Origin of the sequence: Nonomuraea helvata (assembly GCF_039535785.1) — a bacterium.
Classification (GTDB): Bacteria; Actinomycetota; Actinomycetes; order Streptosporangiales; family Streptosporangiaceae; genus Nonomuraea; species Nonomuraea helvata.
Genome location: NZ_BAAAXV010000001.1, coordinates 2,368,968 through 2,385,846, shown reverse-complemented (window position 1 = coordinate 2,385,846; position 16,879 = coordinate 2,368,968). Strand labels below are relative to the sequence as shown.

14 protein-coding genes and 1 pseudogene are annotated in these 16,879 nt (G+C 65.9%); 5 read left to right on the top strand and 10 right to left on the bottom strand.

The window, feature by feature from the left end; translation table 11 throughout:
• Positions 1-35: 35 nt before the first annotated feature.
• From ABD830_RS10970 to ABD830_RS10955, 4 genes are all read right to left on the bottom strand, one after another.
• Positions 36-524: a GntR family transcriptional regulator gene (locus tag ABD830_RS10970; protein WP_344986500.1), complete on the bottom strand. Its 489-nt coding sequence runs from the start codon at positions 522-524 to the stop codon at positions 36-38.
• A 41-nt stretch (positions 525-565) separates the two neighbouring features.
• The gene (locus ABD830_RS10965; RefSeq protein WP_344986498.1) at positions 566-1,042 is read right to left on the bottom strand and encodes a GntR family transcriptional regulator; all 477 of its coding nucleotides are present in this window, start codon (positions 1,040-1,042) and stop codon (positions 566-568) included.
• 1,206 nt (positions 1,043-2,248) lie between these two features.
• The gene (gene radC / locus ABD830_RS10960; protein ID WP_344986496.1) at positions 2,249-2,905 is read right to left on the bottom strand and encodes a RadC family protein; all 657 of its coding nucleotides are present in this window, start codon (positions 2,903-2,905) and stop codon (positions 2,249-2,251) included.
• A 947-nt stretch (positions 2,906-3,852) separates the two neighbouring features.
• Entirely contained in the window at positions 3,853-4,569 is a 717-nt protein-coding gene (locus tag ABD830_RS10955) for a GntR family transcriptional regulator (protein WP_344986495.1), read from the bottom strand.
• 682 nt (positions 4,570-5,251) lie between these two features.
• Here ABD830_RS10955 and ABD830_RS10950 point away from each other — a divergent pair.
• The 3 genes from ABD830_RS10950 to ABD830_RS10940 all read left to right on the top strand — a co-directional run bounded on the left by ABD830_RS10950 (position 5,252) and on the right by ABD830_RS10940 (position 8,743).
• Complete coding sequence (locus tag ABD830_RS10950) at positions 5,252-5,698, top strand: GNAT family N-acetyltransferase (RefSeq protein ID WP_344986494.1); 447 nt, start codon at positions 5,252-5,254, stop codon at positions 5,696-5,698.
• 387 nt (positions 5,699-6,085) lie between these two features.
• Positions 6,086-7,003, top strand: coding sequence for a 4-hydroxy-tetrahydrodipicolinate synthase (gene dapA, locus ABD830_RS10945; protein ID WP_344986493.1), 918 nt, complete (start codon positions 6,086-6,088; stop codon positions 7,001-7,003).
• 54 nt (positions 7,004-7,057) lie between these two features.
• On the top strand, positions 7,058-8,743 hold the full coding sequence (locus ABD830_RS10940) for a ribonuclease J (protein ID WP_344986492.1): 1,686 nt from the start codon (positions 7,058-7,060) through the stop codon (positions 8,741-8,743).
• Positions 8,744-8,864: 121 nt separating this feature from the next.
• Here the strand turns inward: ABD830_RS10940 and ABD830_RS10935 are convergent, their stop codons facing one another.
• The 3 genes and pseudogenes from ABD830_RS10935 to ABD830_RS10925 all read right to left on the bottom strand — a co-directional run.
• The gene (locus ABD830_RS10935; protein WP_344986491.1) at positions 8,865-9,641 is read right to left on the bottom strand and encodes an ABC transporter permease subunit; all 777 of its coding nucleotides are present in this window, start codon (positions 9,639-9,641) and stop codon (positions 8,865-8,867) included.
• A gap of 129 nt (positions 9,642-9,770) precedes the next feature.
• Entirely contained in the window at positions 9,771-10,535 is a 765-nt protein-coding gene (locus tag ABD830_RS10930) for an ABC transporter permease subunit (protein WP_344986490.1), read from the bottom strand.
• A gap of 23 nt (positions 10,536-10,558) precedes the next feature.
• Positions 10,559-11,251: pseudogene (locus tag ABD830_RS10925) on the bottom strand (ABC transporter ATP-binding protein); the annotation flags it as partial.
• A 113-nt stretch (positions 11,252-11,364) separates the two neighbouring features.
• Here ABD830_RS10925 and ABD830_RS10920 point away from each other — a divergent pair.
• Positions 11,365-12,705 (top strand): sensor histidine kinase, encoded by a 1,341-nt coding sequence (locus ABD830_RS10920; RefSeq protein ID WP_344986488.1) that lies wholly within the window; start codon positions 11,365-11,367, stop codon positions 12,703-12,705.
• Complete coding sequence (locus tag ABD830_RS10915) at positions 12,702-13,343, top strand: response regulator (protein WP_344986486.1); 642 nt, start codon at positions 12,702-12,704, stop codon at positions 13,341-13,343. Before ABD830_RS10920 ends, ABD830_RS10915 begins: the two co-directional genes overlap by 4 nt.
• A gap of 76 nt (positions 13,344-13,419) precedes the next feature.
• Here the strand turns inward: ABD830_RS10915 and ABD830_RS10910 are convergent, their stop codons facing one another.
• The 3 genes from ABD830_RS10910 to ABD830_RS10900 all read right to left on the bottom strand — a co-directional run bounded on the left by ABD830_RS10910 (position 13,420) and on the right by ABD830_RS10900 (position 16,797).
• The gene (locus ABD830_RS10910; RefSeq protein ID WP_344986484.1) at positions 13,420-13,929 is read right to left on the bottom strand and encodes a DUF402 domain-containing protein; all 510 of its coding nucleotides are present in this window, start codon (positions 13,927-13,929) and stop codon (positions 13,420-13,422) included.
• Between the two features lie 340 nt (positions 13,930-14,269).
• Complete coding sequence (locus ABD830_RS10905; protein WP_344986483.1) at positions 14,270-15,544, bottom strand: hypothetical protein; 1,275 nt, start codon at positions 15,542-15,544, stop codon at positions 14,270-14,272.
• The gene (locus ABD830_RS10900; protein WP_344986482.1) at positions 15,541-16,797 is read right to left on the bottom strand and encodes a glucarate dehydratase family protein; all 1,257 of its coding nucleotides are present in this window, start codon (positions 16,795-16,797) and stop codon (positions 15,541-15,543) included. The genes ABD830_RS10905 and ABD830_RS10900 overlap by 4 nt, the downstream gene beginning before the upstream one ends.
• Positions 16,798-16,879 lie beyond the last annotated feature (82 nt).

Sequence of the window (16,879 nt, the reverse complement as noted above, 5' to 3'; positions counted from 1 at the left end):
AAGGATATACAAGCCAACGGTCAAAGGGAGGACCGTTAAGCACCCCTATTCGTGGGCCACTTTTCTGGCTCATTCACATATGTCCCTCTATAAGGTACCGTGAACACCCAGCCCTGCTGTCTGAGATGTGCAACCGCCTTCCGGACTGTGACCTTTGCGACCCCGTGCCGCATCATCAAAGTCTTCTCGCTCGATATCGAGCGGTTCGGCCGAAACTCGCCATGCTGGATTCTCGTGGCGATATCACTGGCGATTTCCAGGTAAAGGCACTTCGACTGCTTTATCCGTGGAACACCCATGGGTCCGACATATGTGCCTTCCCCTTGTACGGTGTGGACAAGCTGACGCTCGCGCAACTCTCGAACCACATTGCGCGCGGTCGTTCTCGCAATGCCGAACGCCGCTTCCAGAGCCGCCTCGCTCGGCAGAGCCTCGCCGGCTCGCAACCGCCCCTCGCTGATCTGTGCCTGGATCGCATCGGCGATCTGCACGTAGATCGGGACGGGCCCATCACGATCGAGCATGCTCATAGCCTAGACGTCTGGATACAAGCAGTCGAGTAGAGTCAGAGCTGGGGCCACGACTCCTCTGGCGACACGTAACTGCCCCGCTGGGCGACGGTGTAGATCCATCCCTGCTCCCGTAGGAGCGCCATGGCCCGCCTTACCGTCTCCCGGGCCACGCCGTACTGCTCCACCAGCGTTGACTCGCCCGGTATGGGCCGTCGCGGCGAAAACTGCCCCGCCTTGATCTGCTCGGCGATGTCCGTCGCGATCTGCTGGTACATCGGCACTTTCCGCTGCTTGCGTGGGGCTTCGTCTGGTCCGCCGACGAAGGTCCCTTCGCCCTGAACGGTGTAGATGAGCCCTTCCTCGCGAAGCACATGAACCGCCCGCCTGGCGGTGGTCCTGGCGACCCCGAACTCCTGCTGAATGTCCGCCTCGCTCGGCACAGGGTGTCCGGACGCAAGTCCGGACACCCTGTGCCGGGGGATCTCGGCGATCTGGAGGTAGATGTGGGTGTCCCCGTCGTAGTCCAGCACGTTTGCAACTTAGACCAACAGGTGCAAGACCGCCCATATCGTTCTGTCTGTTTAGACAGAGCGGTCTCTATCGCTAGACAGAAGGAGACAACTAGACGTATCTTTCTGCCATGCCCAAACATCTTGAGCTGCCCTGCTGTCACCTTGCGCCGCATGTACCGGATCCCCTCCCTGGTCACAAAGCCATCAGGTGGGATCCGATGCGGCCGCACGCCGAACGAGTGCAGGTCAAGGAGTACACGTGCGCGTGCTTGCCGACGTTCTACGAGCTGTGCCAGAGCGGCGGTGAGTACTTCATTCGCAGGACTCGACGTATTGGCGACGAAGTGCTGATCGAGCAAACTGTCCGGACCATTCATGCCAGAGCGCTGGTTACTTGGAGGAGATTGCTGGAGGGGGCAGTACGCTGATCGCAATACACGCGCGCTGCAGGTAGCCGTGTAGGGCAATGGGTGGAGACCATCCACTCGATGGCTGCTACGGCGCCGGCTCTTATGAAGACGCCGCGCTGTTGCCCGCGTCTGTCGCGTGTCTCTCCCGAACCTGGCCTTTGCTATCGAAGGCCAAGCAATGGCCGCCGCCATTTCATGCTGCCACGTTAGCGACCAGGCTGGTCTCGTGCATCACGTGGCCTTCCCGGCCCGATCGTATAGGGAGGGTTTCGGTCTGACGCCCGCCGCCACGACCTTCGCTGGGCGTCTGCTGCTGGCGGCCCCGGGCGTCGTCTCCACGCTGAAGTTCGCGTGGTAGGGCGGCATGTCGTTCGACAACTTCGCTTGGAAGGGTATGGCGTCGTGTCGCATCCTGTACCGGCGCTAATGCATACCGCAGGCCCGTGAGAGCTGAGAGGAGACGGGTGTCCGGTCCGCGCTTGGCCGCCGAGCGCGCGAACCGGACACCCCAGGTGATGGCACGGGAGTGTGCCATCGGGGGCGCACCTGTGTGACCCCAGGCGACGCGCCTGCCCACAGCCCGGTGAGGGGCGATGGGCTTCGCCTGGGATCGGTGCGTATGACGGGCATGGTCTCGCGCCCTCCGGAGGCACGGGGCCATGCCACGGCGAGTAATGGCCGGCTGACGTCCGTAACGGCCTACCCGCGGTTATTAGGCTCTCATGGTCGTCACTTGGAAAACGGCTGTTCGGCGCTATGCACAGGATGATTCCCTTTGTTGTCCAGTGGGTCCATGCTCCCTAGTGGAATCGATTTATGTGGGGATTCGCCGCCAAGCAGCGTCCGTGATGATCAGGTGGTCGAGCAGGCGGAGGCCGACCGTCTCGGCGGCCTGGACGAGCTGGGCCGTGGCCTCCAGGTCGGCCGGGCTCGGCTCCAAGGAGCCGCCCGGATGGTTGTGGGCAAGGCCGAACACCGCACCGCCCGAGGTGAGCACTTCCGTGATCACCTCCCGGATCGGCACGGGCGTGTGGTCGGACGCGCCTTCGGTCAGGACGGAATGCTTCAGCACCCTGCCGCGGGTGTCGCACACCACCATGACGAGCCGCTCATGCCTACGGCCGCGGAGCAGTGGCGCGCAGTGGTTGGCGAGGTCGGAGGTGCTGGTGATCCGTTCGCGCTCCGGCCAGGCGTCCGCGCGGCGTACGAGATGAAAGGCCGCGGCGACTCTGGCGGCCTTGGCCGGACCCACCCCGGGCACGGCGAGTAACCGATGCGGGTCCGAACGGCGGAGGCCGTCGAGATCCCCGCAATGCTTGATCACCTGGCTGGCCAGGTCCAGGGCACTCGTCCCGCGAAATCCCGAGCCGAGCAGCACGGCCAGCAGCTCACGGTCTGCCAGCGCGGCGGCACCGCTGGACATGAGCCGTTCGCGCGGCCGGTCGCTCGCGGACAGGTCTTTAACTCGCATCGGCAACCTCCGCACCCGTTCTATCAACGCGCACCGACAATCTCTGACCTGGGCGAACAGGTGTTCTTTTTGTGGTCGTGCGTGCGGGAGGTCGGCTTGGCGGGTGGCTGGCTTCGACGATTACTGCGGAGGCCGGCGTCCGTCTCCGGTGCGATCTCGTACGGCGACAACGGCCGCCTGTGCTCCAGTCATCGTGTGGATGGAGTCAGCAGACGGGCGAAGACGTGCTCATCTTCGGCAGCGGCAACGGGCGGGGTGGTCGGCATCGCGATCCACCTCGGCCAGGCCAGGGCCGTCGATTCCCCAGGCCATTGACGCAGGTATCAGGTCATTGCCGCCGAGGGCGCCGCCGCGATCAGCGCCGTGAATGCCGGATTATGCCGCTAACTCGGCGCCACCCGCTTGGTCGGCCACGCGGATGGGGGCGGGCGGTCTCGTACGCAGCCTTCCAGTGCGCCCGCAGGGTTGGGACCAGCGGTAAGTTCGACGTGAACCTCGACAATTCCGACGGTCCGCTCAACACCTACGGTCCTGCTCCGTTACGGGAACAGGACGGTGGCCACGCCCGTCGACCGGACGACGCTCACGCTGCTGTCGGCCCTGCGCAACCGCGCGGCTGGATGAGCGCGCTGGCCTCAGACTGTGCATAAGCGTGATGGCGTCCCGCTCGCGCCGTGCGCTCGCTCTGACCTTAGACCGAGGGCAGGCATGATGATGTTCCGCTCGCGCCAGGCGGACCTTCGCACGCTCGCCCGATCTGTCGGGCAAGACAAGGTCCGCCCGGTCATGGAGCGGATCTATCGCAAAAGAGCCTCGGCGAGGCTTATCGCGCCGTCGAGACCGGCCGAGCTCTCGGCGAGCAGGTCATTGCCGTCGTGGCCGGGCAGGCGTGGTCGGCTCCAGGCGGTGGGGGACAGCGGATTCGCCCGGAGCCGGGGTGTTTCGGGCTAGACGGGCATGCTGTACGTGACTCTGAAGCGGTCGCCTGGGATGACGATGTCGCTCGTCTCCACGGGACGGTCGCCGGCCCAGTGGGTGCGTTCGATGTGCAGGACGTGGACGCCGGCCGCCAGATCGAGCGCGTCGCTCTCCACCGGGCGGGGAACGCGGGTGTGCACGCTCTCGACGACCTCGGTGATCTTCACGCCGTGCGCGAACATCCGCGCGACCAGGCTCCGCCGCTCCTCCTCCGAATGGGGGGCGAACTCCAGCGGCTCGTACGAGGTGGCGAGCTGCAGGGGTTTGCCCTCGCCGCGAAAGATGTAGTGCGTCTTGGTCAGCGTGGTCGACTCGCTGAGGCGCAGGCGTCTGGCGATGTCGGGTCCGGCTTCGGTCGGCTCGCTGTGCCAGTCCCACGTCACGCGCCTGCCCTGAGACTGCAGGTCGGCCGCGAAGGGGGCGGGGTGATCGAGAAACCGCCATCGGTAGAGGGCTGTCAGGTCAGGACGTTCCCTGACGTAATGACCCGAGCCTACGCGGCCGATGATGAGGCCTTCGCCCGCGAGCACGCGTAGCGCGTGCCGGGCTGCTGTCTCGCCGACCTGATATTTACGGGTCAGCTGCGCCCGCGATGGGATCGGCGCGCCGGGGGGAAGGGCGCCGTCGGTGATCTGTCGCCGAATGTCTTCGACGACACGCAGGTAGACCGGATCTGAGGTGGCCACTAGTCCATCCCTGGGGGTTCGTGTGAGGCGTTGCCCCATGTTGCCGTATTCGGCAGGTAACCGACCGTCATCGAAGGCTGTTGGAGCCCCAACTTTGCGATGGCAGAAAATTATCGGAGAAACCCTGTAACGCCGGTGTAAGGGGTGCCGATTCTCCGATAGAGGTCGTCGATGTGTGTACCCCCGAGCACATATCGGCGGCCTCTTCCAATGTGTGCTGGTTGGGGTTTCCGTGGTGCTTGGGCCGCGTATCAGAGCTGGTCTGGGCGGTTCTTGATCGGTACGGCGAGCCCTTCTGCACAGCCACTCGAGCATGGGGCCGCTGACCACGCCGGATGCCGCCGCCCCGCTCGTGGCCGTTTCCCCAAGGGCGCCCCTGCCCGCTCGGGCCAGCCGTCCGCCCACTCCCTTGGAGGCAATCGGCGACGGACGTCCGCGTATGCATCGGAGCCCCCGCAGTACGCACGTCGCCGCCGCCTCGTGACACGACCTGACCCCGGCGACACCGGGCGCACACCAGTGGTCCCCTGATCTGGCCGCATAGTGGCCGTACCTCGGAGGGCCACTTTCTCCTAGGTTGTGGCGTCGACTCCCATCGGAACATCTCCCCGAATCGCCGAGCCATCCCACAGTCCCTACCTGCGCTCACTTCGGGTTGCACAAGCAAGCAAGAGGAAATCTCATGATTGACATCGGCAAGCTCCTTCCGTCTGACCGAGACGCTTGGGAAGGCTTGTTCCGCGCGTACATCGACTTCTACCAGCGGGTAGAGCCGGACGAGATGTACGACCGCGCATGGCAGGAGTTCCAAGCGAACACCCGCATGCACGCCTTCGGCGCGAAGCTGGACGGCAAACTCGTGGGCATCACCCACTTCTTCACCCACGCGAACACCTCCGCCCCTGACACCGACGTGTGCTATCTCCAGGATCTGTTCACCGCTTCAGAGGCCCGAGGCAAAGGCGTGGGCCGCGCGTTGATCGAAGCCGTGACCGACTGGGCCCGCGAACGCGGCTGCTCCCGCGTGTACTGGAACACGCACGAGTCCAACACCACAGCCCGCAGCTTGTACGACAAAGTGGCCGAGAATCGGGGCTTCATCCGGTACCAGATCGAACTGCCACGCTAGGGACTCGAGCTCTTCGGCAACGTCCGTGAGGTGTGGCGCGATCTTATGTGCGTCGGGGGCCCGCCCTTCCAGGCCCCGCCGAGTGCAGCGGCTGCCACCCCCACGCCTATGGGTGGCGTGGCGTCGCCAGTCGATGGCTTGAGTGGTCTTGTACGCGTACGGTCGCTCGGCAACGGTGGTAGCCGACGTATGAGCGGATCTTCTGGGTAGGGACACGGCGTGATTCGTATGAAATGCCTGGCTGCGGCCGAAGGGTCTAGGTGAGGAGGGTGTCGTCTTGAGGGAAGCCTCCGAGATGCCCGTGAAATGGGGCAAAAGGCGCCTCCGGGCAGGCAAAGCGGGGTGGCGGCGTCCAAGGAATTTCTGAATCCAGGTAGCGTTCGCACTATGGCATCGCCAACTGGAACCACAGACGCGCCCTTCGGCCGCATGCTGACCGCGATGGTCACGCCGTTCACTCCTGACGGCGAGGTTGATTATGCGGCTGTGCGACGTCTTGCCACGTATCTGGTGGACGAGCAGCACAACGACGGCCTGATCGTCAACGGGACGACCGGTGAGTCGCCCACCACCACGGATGAGGAGAAGCAGCGCATCGTCAGCGCCGTCCTCGAGGCGGTAGGCGATCGCGCGACCGTGGTGGCAGGGGCGGGCACCAACGACACCCGCCACAGTGTCGAGCTCGCGAAGCAGGCGGCACGCGCCGGCGCGCACGGCCTGCTGCTGGTGACGCCCTATTACAACAAGCCTCCGCAAGAGGGGCTGTATCAGCACTTCACCGCCGTCGCCGACGCGACCGGCCTTCCGGTTATGCTGTACGACATTCCGGGACGCAGCGGCGTGCCGATCAAGACGGAGACCTTGCTCCGGCTGGCGCAGCACGAACGCATCGTGGCCGTAAAGGACGCGAAGGGGGACCTCTTCGCCGCCAGCCAGGTGATGAGCGCGACCGATCTCGCCTTCTACTCCGGCGACGACCTGCTCAATCTCGCCTGGCTCTCCCTCGGTGCGGCGGGGTTCGTCAGCGTCGTCGGACACGTGGTGGGCGCCGAGCTGGCAAGCATGATCCACTTGCACAAGAATGGCGACGTCGCCCAAGCCCTGGCCATCCACAGCCAGGTGGCCCCCGTGGTGGACGGGATCATGCTCCGCGCGGGTGGCGCGATCATGGCGAAGGCGGCACTGAGCATGGTGGGCGTCCCAGCGGGGCCGGTACGGCTGCCGCTCGTGGACGCGACAGAGAAGCAAATCGCCGAGCTGCGTGCTTGCCTGGTAGCCGGCGGGGTGAAGTTGACAGACACATAGGAACGGGGAGGAACCAGAAGTTTTGAGAACACGATCTGACCGTGGGGGCCAGGCATGAGCCATCCGCATCCTGAGCTTGGCCCCCCGCCCACGCTGCCTGATGGCGGCCTGCGCATCGTCGCGCTCGGCGGGTTGGGGGAGATCGGCAGGAACATGGCCGTCTTCGAATATGACGGCCGTCTGCTGATCGTCGACTGCGGGGTGCTCTTCCCCGAGCCCGAGCAGCCGGGCGTCGACCTCATCCTGCCCGACTTCGAATACATCAGGGACCGGCTCGACGACGTCGAAGCCGTGGTGCTGACGCACGCCCACGAAGACCACATCGGGGCGGTGCCATACCTGCTGCGCGAGCGGCGCAACATTCCGCTCATCGGGTCCAGGCTCACGCTTGCGCTGATCGAGGCCAAGCTCACCGAGCACAGGATCCAACCCACCAAAGTCGAAGTCATCGAGGGTGAACGGCACGTCTTCGGGCCTTTCGACTGCGAGTTCCTCGCGGTCAACCACTCGATCCCCGACGCGCTGGCCGTCGCCATCAGGACGCCTGCCGGCATAGTCCTGCACACCGGCGACTTCCGTATGGACCAGCTGCCGAGCGATGGCCGTCTCACCGACCTCGGCGGCTTCGCCAGGCTCGGCACCGAGGGCGTCGACCTGCTGATGTCCGACTCCACCAACGCCGAGGTGCCAGGATTTGTCACCAGCGAGCGCGAGATCGGGCCGGTCATCGATGAAGTGATCCGCACCTCGGAGCAGCGGGTCATCGTGGCGAGCTTCGCCTCGCACGTGCACCGCATCCAGCAGGTGATGGACGCCGCCGCCAAGCACCGTCGCAAGGTCGCCCTGGTCGGCCGTTCGATGGTGCGCAACATGGGCGTGGCCCGCGACCTGGGATATCTCAAGGTGCCGCCGGAGCTGATCGTCGACTCGCGCGACATCGAGGAGTGGCCGCCGGAGGACGTGGTGCTGATCTGCACCGGGTCCCAGGGCGAGCCCATGGCGGCGCTGTCCAGAATGGCCAACCGCGATCACCCGATCCGCATCGCCGAAGGCGACACCGTGCTCCTGGCCTCGTCGCTGGTGCCAGGGAACGAGACCGCGGTCAACAAGGTGATCAACGGTCTGACCAGGTGGGGCGCCCGTGTCGTACACAAGGGCAACGCCAAGGTGCACGTCTCCGGCCACGCGGCCGCCGGCGAGCTCCTGTACGTGCTGAACCTGACACGTCCGTCGAACTTCATGCCCGTACACGGCGAATGGCGCCATCTGCGTGCCCACGCCAAGCTGGCCGCTCTCACCGGCGTGCCCGAGGACCACATCGTGATCGCCGAGGACGGGGTCGTGGTGGACCTGGTCGACGGCCGGGCGAAGATCGTCGGAGCGGTTCACGCCGGGTACGTCTACGTCGACGGCTCGTCTGTTGGCGAGATCACCGACACCTCGTTGAAGGACCGCCGGATCCTCGGCGACGAGGGGTTCATCTCCGTGGTCGTCGTGGTGGACTCCAACACGGGCAAGCTCACTGCCGGTCCGGAGATCCACGCGCGGGGTTCCGGCATCGATCCCGCCCAGTTCGACGAGTTCATCCCGCAGATCCAGCGGGCCCTCGAGGAGAAGGCCGCGGACGGCGTGGTCGACATGCAGGAGATCCGCCGGGTGGTCCGCCGCACGGTGGGGCGCTGGGTCAGTGACACTTACCGCCGCCGACCCATGATCATCCCGGTGGTGCTCGAGGTCTGAGTCTCCGGACGGTACGGCAGGACTTCTCGCCTGCCGTACCGCGGGGGTCCTCAGGCGCCCTGGGTCCTTGAGGCTCGCGTTGGCCGCTGGCCTGTGCGCCGCCTATCCGACCGCGGACATCTCAGGCGTCCCTCCGGCGTACCAGCCAACCTGCGACCACCAAAGGGACTGCTGCGTAGGCGACGAGCGCCGCGGCAGCCACCGCCGGCGGCAAGAGGTAGCCATAGACCGACGTGGTGATGATGTCGCCGGTGATTTCGCGGGGGAGCGCGCCGATCATCAGCGAGCCGAGACGGTCGCTCCACGGCTCCGGGATGTTGCCGATGATGATGGGGATCACGTACACGAGGCCGACCATGATGGCGATCGCCGCGGCGGCGGAGCGCAACAGCGCGCCCAAGGCCAGGCCGAGCAGTGCGAACGTCGGCACGGTGAGGCTGAGAGTGGTCAGGAGCGGCAGCCTGTCCAGAAAGGCGCTGGTGTACGCGCCGGAGAAACGATCTCCCAGCACCCATTGGGTGACGAAATAGGTGCCGAAAACCGCCGCTGAGCCGACGAGCAGGCCCAGTGTGCCCATGACCGTGGACTTGGCGGCGAGTATGGGCCAGCGGCGGGGGACGACGGTCAGGCTCGTTCTGATTAGGCCGGTTACGTACTCGGAGGTAATGGCGAGTGTGCCCAGAATGCCCATGCACAGCTGGGGCACGATCACGACCGCTTCCTCCAGGTCTGCTATGCGGGCGCTTGGCCGTTTGGCGGCGGGAGCGCTGTCGTACATGTGAGCGGCCATCACGGCGAGTCCGAATCCGAGGAGTACCGCGCCGAGGCTGAGGCCGAGGATCAGATACGTCGAGCGGACGGAACGGACCTTCAGCCATTCTGAGGAGAGAACGCTCATGGTTGCCTCCGTTCAGGGCGGAGGCGGTGCATATGAGTGCGCGGCGCTGGGGTGGGTGCGTTCATGCGGTGTCCATCGAATCGGGTCGAGTGAAGCTCTGGTGGGATGGGAGCACCATGGAGTGAGTGCTCATGGGTCTCTCCGGTTGAGCTGGTAATAGCCGACGACCAGGGCGATGAGCGGGTACGCGAGGAGTATGGACAGTGCGGCCCAGGGAGGTAGGAAGCCGTCGCCCAGGCGTGAGGAGAGGCGCTGGTCCGCTATTTGAGGGACGAGGTTCGGTAGAAGCAGAGTGGCCACGCGGGCGTTCCAGGGTGGGGGCAAGTAGTTGACGACGCCCGGAAGCACGAACAGCAGCGCCACGACCGAGACGATCGCTCCTGCCGTTGAGCGGAGGGCGGTGCCGAGGCCGAGACCCACCAGTGCCAGTGCGGTCACCGAGAGACCGGAGGCGAGCAGCATCACCAGGTCGTCGGCTAATGATGTGTCGTTGAAGCCCAGCTCGTGACCGTTTGCTATCAGGCGGCTCGTCGAGTAGGTGATCAGAAGGATCGCGTTGGCGGCGATGAACGTGGTCAGGCCCACGATCCCCGCTTTGGCCAGAAGTAATGTGCCGCGTTTCGGGGTGACGGTCAGGCTGGTGCGGATCGTTCCGGTGGCGTACTCGGAGGTGATCGTAAGCACTCCGAGCACCGCCAGGCTGATCTGAATGAGTGGGAGGAAGCCGCGCTCAGGGGCTGCGGCAGTCAGCGATCCCCGCTCGTCGGCCAGGCCGCTCACGTAGAGGGTCCAAACCACGCCGAGAAGCACCGTCATGGCTGCCGTGCCCAGCGTGTGGTAAGTGGAGGTCACCGAGCGCAGCTTCAGCCACTCGGAGGAGACGACGGCCTTCACCGGACCGCGCCGTACTGCACACTGTCGGCGGTCAGGGCCAGGTAGGCGTCTTCGAGCGACGGGTAGCGCGCGGTGAGCTCTGCGACGGTGGCCTCGGTGATCAGCTTGCCGCGGCCGACGATGACGATGCGCTCGGCCGTCAGGGCCATCTCGCTCATCAGATGGCTGGAGAGCAGGATCGTGCGGCCTTCCGCGGCCAGCGAGCGCATGAGGTCGCGGATCCAGCGCACGCCGTCGGGGTCCAGGCCGTTCACCGGCTCGTCGAACATCAACACCCCTGGATCGCCGAGCAGCGCCGACGCTATGCCGAGCCGCTGTTTCATGCCGAGCGAGAACCCGCTCACCCGTTTGCGTGCCACGCTTGTCAGCCCGACTTGGTCGAGCACCTCGGCCACCCGTGTGGGGCCGATGTCGTTGGTGCGGGCCAGGGAGAGCAGGTGATTGTAGGCGCTGCGGCCGCCGTGGACGGCACTCGCGTCGAGGAGCGCGCCGACCTCGCGCATGGGCTTGCTGAACGAGATGTAGCGGCGGCCGTTGACCAATGCCTGGCCTGAGGTCGGGGCGTCGAGGCCGAGGATCAGGCGCATGGTGGTGGACTTGCCGGCGCCGTTGGGGCCGAGGAAGCCGGTCACGTGGCCCGGCTCGACCTTGAAGGACAGGTCGTCCACGGCGAGTGTGTCGCCGTAGCGCTTTGTGAGGTGCTGGAGTTCGATCACGGCGTAAAGGATGCGGGACCGCGGGTCGCCGGCGCGTCGGACCACGGTTCGAATCTCAAGGTCAGACCCTGGGTTGACGTGCGGCGGCCGCCGTAGCGGCTACCGTGCAACGCGTGGACGACACTCATCCCTTCTTCGCCAGGCGCCTGCGCCGTCACCAGCTGGTCATGCTCGATCTGGCAGCGGGGATGTGCTTCTCGTTCACATCATTGACGGTGTCGGTGAACGCGACCGCGCTGCCGCCCTGGATGAGGATCGCCATTCCTCTCGGGCTGGGGCTGCCGCTGGCCGTGCGAAGGCTGTGGCCCTTGCCCGTCTTCTGCTTCACCCTGGTGGTGGCCGTCTTCGCCGCGCTGGTCGACGCTGTTAAGTTCGCTTATCTCGCGCCCGCGTACGCGCTCTATGTCGTCGCCCTCTCCGGCCGACTCGGCGCTGTCGTCCCGACGTCGGCCATCGTCGGCGGGTTGAGCGTTGTCTCGCTCTTCGGCCTTACTGCAGCAGGTGCCCCACGCGAGAGCGCGCCCGGATGGCTGCTGCATCTCGACCAGCCGCTCATAGGGATCGCGGCGCTCGGCGGTGCGTGGACGGTGGGCCGGGCCATGCAGGAGCGCAGGTTCTATGCGGCGCGCGACACTGAGCGGCTGGCGGCGCAGGCGGTGACCGAGGAACGGTTACGGATCGCCCGCGAACTGCACGACGTGGTCACACACAGCGTGGGGCTGATCGCGGTCAAAGCGGGAGTGGCCAACCATGTGATGGCGACCAGACCGGACGAGGCGCATGACGCGTTGCGCGTCATCGAGACGGCGAGTCGTAGTGCGCTGGTGGAGATGCGCCATTTGCTCGGTGTGCTGAGGTCCACGTCTGAGCCCGACCTCGTTCCCGCACCAGGTCTGACGGGGATCCAGGGCCTGGTGGAGCAGGCTCGGCTGGCGGGGATCGAGGTTCGGCTCCAGATGCGGATCGGTGGCCGCGATGAGGTACGGATCGGGGACGGCGATGCAGGGTGGCGGCTCGGCAGTAGCGGTGACGCTCGGCTCGGGGGCGGTGGCAACGCTGGGATCGAAGATGGTGGTGCGGTGCGGATCGGCGGTGAGGCGCGCGTCGGGGGCAGCGGTGAACGGCGTAAGGGCAAGGCCGGGGATCTGGGACGGTTGCCCGAGGGGGTAGAGGTGTCGGCTTATCGCATCGTGCAGGAGGCGCTCACCAACGTCATCAAACATGCCCCCCGTGCTCGTTGCCGGGTTTCCGTGGTCGCCGATGGCAAGTGTGTACGGATCGAAGTGGTGGATGACGGGCCTGGAAGACGTACGGCGCCTTCTGTGGGCACCGGGCATGGCCTGATCGGCATGCGGGAGCGGGTCATGATGTACGGCGGAGAGTTCGACGCCGGGAGCCTCCCCGGTCGAGGGTTCCGCGTTTTCGCCGCGCTGCCGTATGAGGAGGTTTCGTGATCCGCGTGGTTATCGCCGACGATCAGGCGTTGCTCAGGGGAAGCTTTCGCGTGCTCGTCGACTCCGAGCCTGACCTGACCGTAGTGGGAGAGGCGTCCACCGGGGGCGAGGCGGTTTCGGTTGCTTTGGAGGAGCGGCCGGACGTGGTGCTTATGGACGTACGGATGCCGGAAATGGATGGGATTGAGGCTACGCGCCGGATCAAAGATGTTTCGCGGGTCCTTGTAGTGACCATGTTCGACCTTGACGCTTATGTTTATGATGCGCTTCGGGCTGGGGCCAGTGGGTTTTTGCTGAAGGACACGCCGCCTGCGGAGTTGCTCGCCGCTATTCGGGTGGTCGCAGGTGGAGAGGCGTTGCTGGCGCCGACGGTTACGCGTAGGTTGATCGAGGAGTTCACGCGTACCCCTGCCCTTCCCCGGGCGAAAGGGCTGGACGGCGTTACGGAGCGCGAACGCGAGGTACTGATGTTGATCGCCCGCGGGCTGTCCAATGGGGAGATTGCGGAATATCTGCAGGTCAGCCTGGCTACGGTGAAGACTCACATCACCAGGTTGCTGGCCAAGTTGGAAGCTCGAGACCGGGCGCAGCTTGTTATCGCGGCGTACGAGAGTGGATTGGTTTCTGCTGCGGGCTGAAGTTGTTGGCCGAATCGGCTGCTGAATTGTTTTACACTGAAGTGAGCGAGCTGGCTGCTGATAGTAGACCTTGTTTCTAGGTGATCTGTTTGGTGCTCATTGCTAGCCACTCGAGATGTGCGCCGTCGAATGGTTGCTTTCTGTGTCCCACCGCTTCGAGTAGCCACTGGGCAGTGGCTTCTGCTTGGGCGATCAGTTCGGCTGGATAGCCCAGCAGGACCTGATGCTCGGCGAACTCGTCTTCGTCGTCGAGGATGAGGCGCCCGTCCCGCATTCTGATTACGTCGAGGTCGAGGTCCAGCATCGTCACCTCGCCGTCCCTCCACTCCGGGACAGTTGTGACGTCCACGTAGATCTCGCACCGGTTTGGTAGTGAGTTGAAGGACGCCGTCCACCAGGCGTTTCGGGGGAAGAGCATGATTGCGGCGGTCTTCCATGTCATTGGTGGGGCGTCGCCTTTGCGGGCGACTGTCCCGCTGGGCACATCCACCCAGACTCCATGCTCGTCCTCGCCCAGCAGTCGGCCTGGGTGGTTCCAGTGCAATGCTCCGCCGTACTTCCGGTACACGATCCGCACGTTGGTCACATGTGGCAACTTATCCGCGTTCAGCGGCGGTCGCACCGACCGATGTCTAGTACGGCAGTCCGCGATCGTGGTCTGCTTGTCGGTGGCCCGTCGTCGGTGGCCCGTCGTCGGTGGCCCGTCGCCGAGGTGGTCAGACGGCTGGTAAAGCTCCTCGCCGGCACCTGGCGCAGCCCCAAGCACCGTCGGCTCCGGCAGACCTGGTGGCGACGACGTCACCGAGCCCGCGCGTGCAGGATCCACCGTCGGACCTGCTTGACCCCGCCGGTGGTTCCACCGGCGGAGCTACCTCACCCCGCCGCTGGTTCCACCGTCGGACCTGGCTGATCCGCCGGTGGTCAGATCACGAGGTGTGAAGACGAAGGGCCTCCGAGAGGGCGGCCAGGCGCTGAGGGGAGGCCAGGCCCGCGTGGTACAGGTGGAACTCCGTTGCCCCTGCCTTGGCGTAGGTGCTGAGTTGGTCGGCCAGCACCGTGGCGTCGGCTGGACGGGGTGGCAGCGTCAGGACGTAGGCGCCTATCCGCTGGCCTGGGGTGGACAGGTCCTTGAGGTGGGCGAGGCGGGCCGCGTCCGTGGCGGGGTCGCCCCAGCAGTTGGCGACCAGTGCGTCCGCGCCGGGTTCGCCTGAGGGGAGTGCGGCGAAGGCGCCTGCAGCCCAGGGGTCCGGGTTGGCGTGCAGGGTGATGGGGACGTTGGGAGCGGTCCTTCGGGCAGTGGCGATCAGGCGATGGCGTAGGGAGGTGGACAGTTCTACGCGGATGCTGCGGACCTCGTCGGTCAGCCGGCCGAGGGCTTCGTCGATGGTGAGTGGTTGGGTGCCCGTGACCGTTGCGTCAGTCGTGGTGTTGGTGCTCATGACCGTTGCGCCGCTCGTGGTGGTGCTCATGACCGTTGCGCCAGTCGTGGTGGTGCTCATGACCGTTGCGCCAGTCGTGGTGGCGCTCGTGGGAGTTGACGTGGTACGTGCCGGGTGGCGGTCGATGGCTGCGCGGACCGTGTCTCTGGTGGTTTCGGGGTAGCGGTCGGCGCAGGCCGTACAGAAGCAGAGTGAGAGCAGGTCGGCGTCGACAGAGGTCCAGTCCGCGCCGGAGGTCTTCTCGTGCACGCTCTGGTGGCCGAAGCCCATCGGGCCGCAGGCTTCCAGGATGAGGCCGTCCGGCTCGCCGACCGTGAGGATCTCCTGCACCAGGCGCTCGCAGTATTCGAGGACGTCCTCGTGCGCAGGGCAGAGCGCGTACGGGTACGGGTCGCCGAAGGCGTTGCGTACGACCAGGTCAGGGTTGGCGGTGCCCAGGTGGGAGTTGTGGGTGAGGACGGTCCAGGCGTGCACCTGGAGGCCTGCCGCCTTCAGCGCGTCCCTGGCCTGGAGGTAGGCGTCCTCCGAGGTCCAGGTGGGGGCCGCAGGGACGAGGCGCGACCAGGATGACGGGCGGATCGGGAGGTAGAAGGCCGGATAGGGGACGTCCAGCACGCGGTGGGACGGGTGGTAGGGCGTGGCGGCTCGCGTGGAGTGGTAGCTCGCTGCCAGCGCTACCGCCTCCACGCCCAGGCCGGCAAGGCGGTCGGGGGCGGAGGGGTCGCCGACGATGTCCCAGGGATAGACATAGGCCACGTTCACCAGCGCGGTCTCCTCGCGGAAAAGGTGGGTGCGAAGCGTTGCATGTAACTCGTGTCGTCGCGGGCGATGATCCCGCACTTCTCGTACTGCTCGTGCATGACGGCCAGCGCGTCGCGGTCCAGTTCGACACCGAGGCCGGGGCCGGTGGGCACGGGGACGGCGCCGTCCACGAAGCGGAGGACGCCGGGCGCGACCACGTCCTGTCCGTCCTGCCAGGGCGTGTGCGTGTCGCAGGCGAACGTGAGGTTGGGGGTGGCGGCGGCCAGATGGGTCATGGCGGCCAGGCTGATCCCGAGGTGGGAGTTGGAGTGCATGGACAGCGCCAGGCCGAACGTGGCGCACAGGGCGGCGACCTGGGCGGAACGTACGAGTCCGCCCCAGTAGTGGTGATCGAGGAGGAGCACGCCGATCGCGCGGGAAGCGATTGCCGGAGGGAGATGTTCATGGGTGACGACGCACATGTTCGTGGCGAGAGGCATGGGCACGGCGGCGGCTACCTCCGCCATTCCGGGAATGCCGGGCGTGGGGTCCTCCAGGTACTGGAGGGTCCCTTCCAGCTCCCGGCCCACGCGGATCGAGGTCTCGACCGACCAGGCGGCGTTCGGGTCCAACCGGAGGGGGACTCCAGGGAAGGCCTCGTGGAGGGCGCGGGTCGCGGCTACTTCCTGGTCCGGGGGGAAGACGCCGCCTTTGAGCTTGATGGACTGGAAGCCGTATTCCTTGATGAGGAGGGCCGCTTGTTCGACAACACCTGCTTCGTCCAGGGCCGCGCCGAACCGGTCGGGCTCCTCGCCCGGGTGACCCGCCCATTTGTAGAAGAGGTACGCGCTGTACGGCACCGCGTCCCTGACGCGGCCGCCCAAGAGCTCCGCCACCGGCACTCCGGCCGCCTTGCCGCGAATGTCCAGGCAAGCCACCTCGAAGGGGGAGAAGACCCGGTCGACGCTCTTCTCCTTGGTGGCGGCGCCCGTCAATCCGTGCAGGTCGGCGACCGTTTCGCCGACTATCGCGCTGATCCGGGCGTACATCGTGTTCGTGGCGTGGACGTCGAGGCCGATCAGGGCTTCCGCGCACTCGCGTACCTTGCCGAGATGCTCGAGGTCCCCATAGGTCTCACCCAGCCCGGTCAGACCTTCGTCCGTGACGACCTCGACAATGGTGCGGAGGGCCCACGGCTCGTGGACTCCGGAGGCGTTCAGAAGGGGCGGATCTCGGAAGGCGACAGGAGTGACGTCAATCTGCCTGATGATCATTTAGCCCGCCGTCCAGATATGTGAACAATAGCCAGATTTGTGGACAAGTTGCCGCAACTGTAAGAATCAAGCTGAAGAAGTG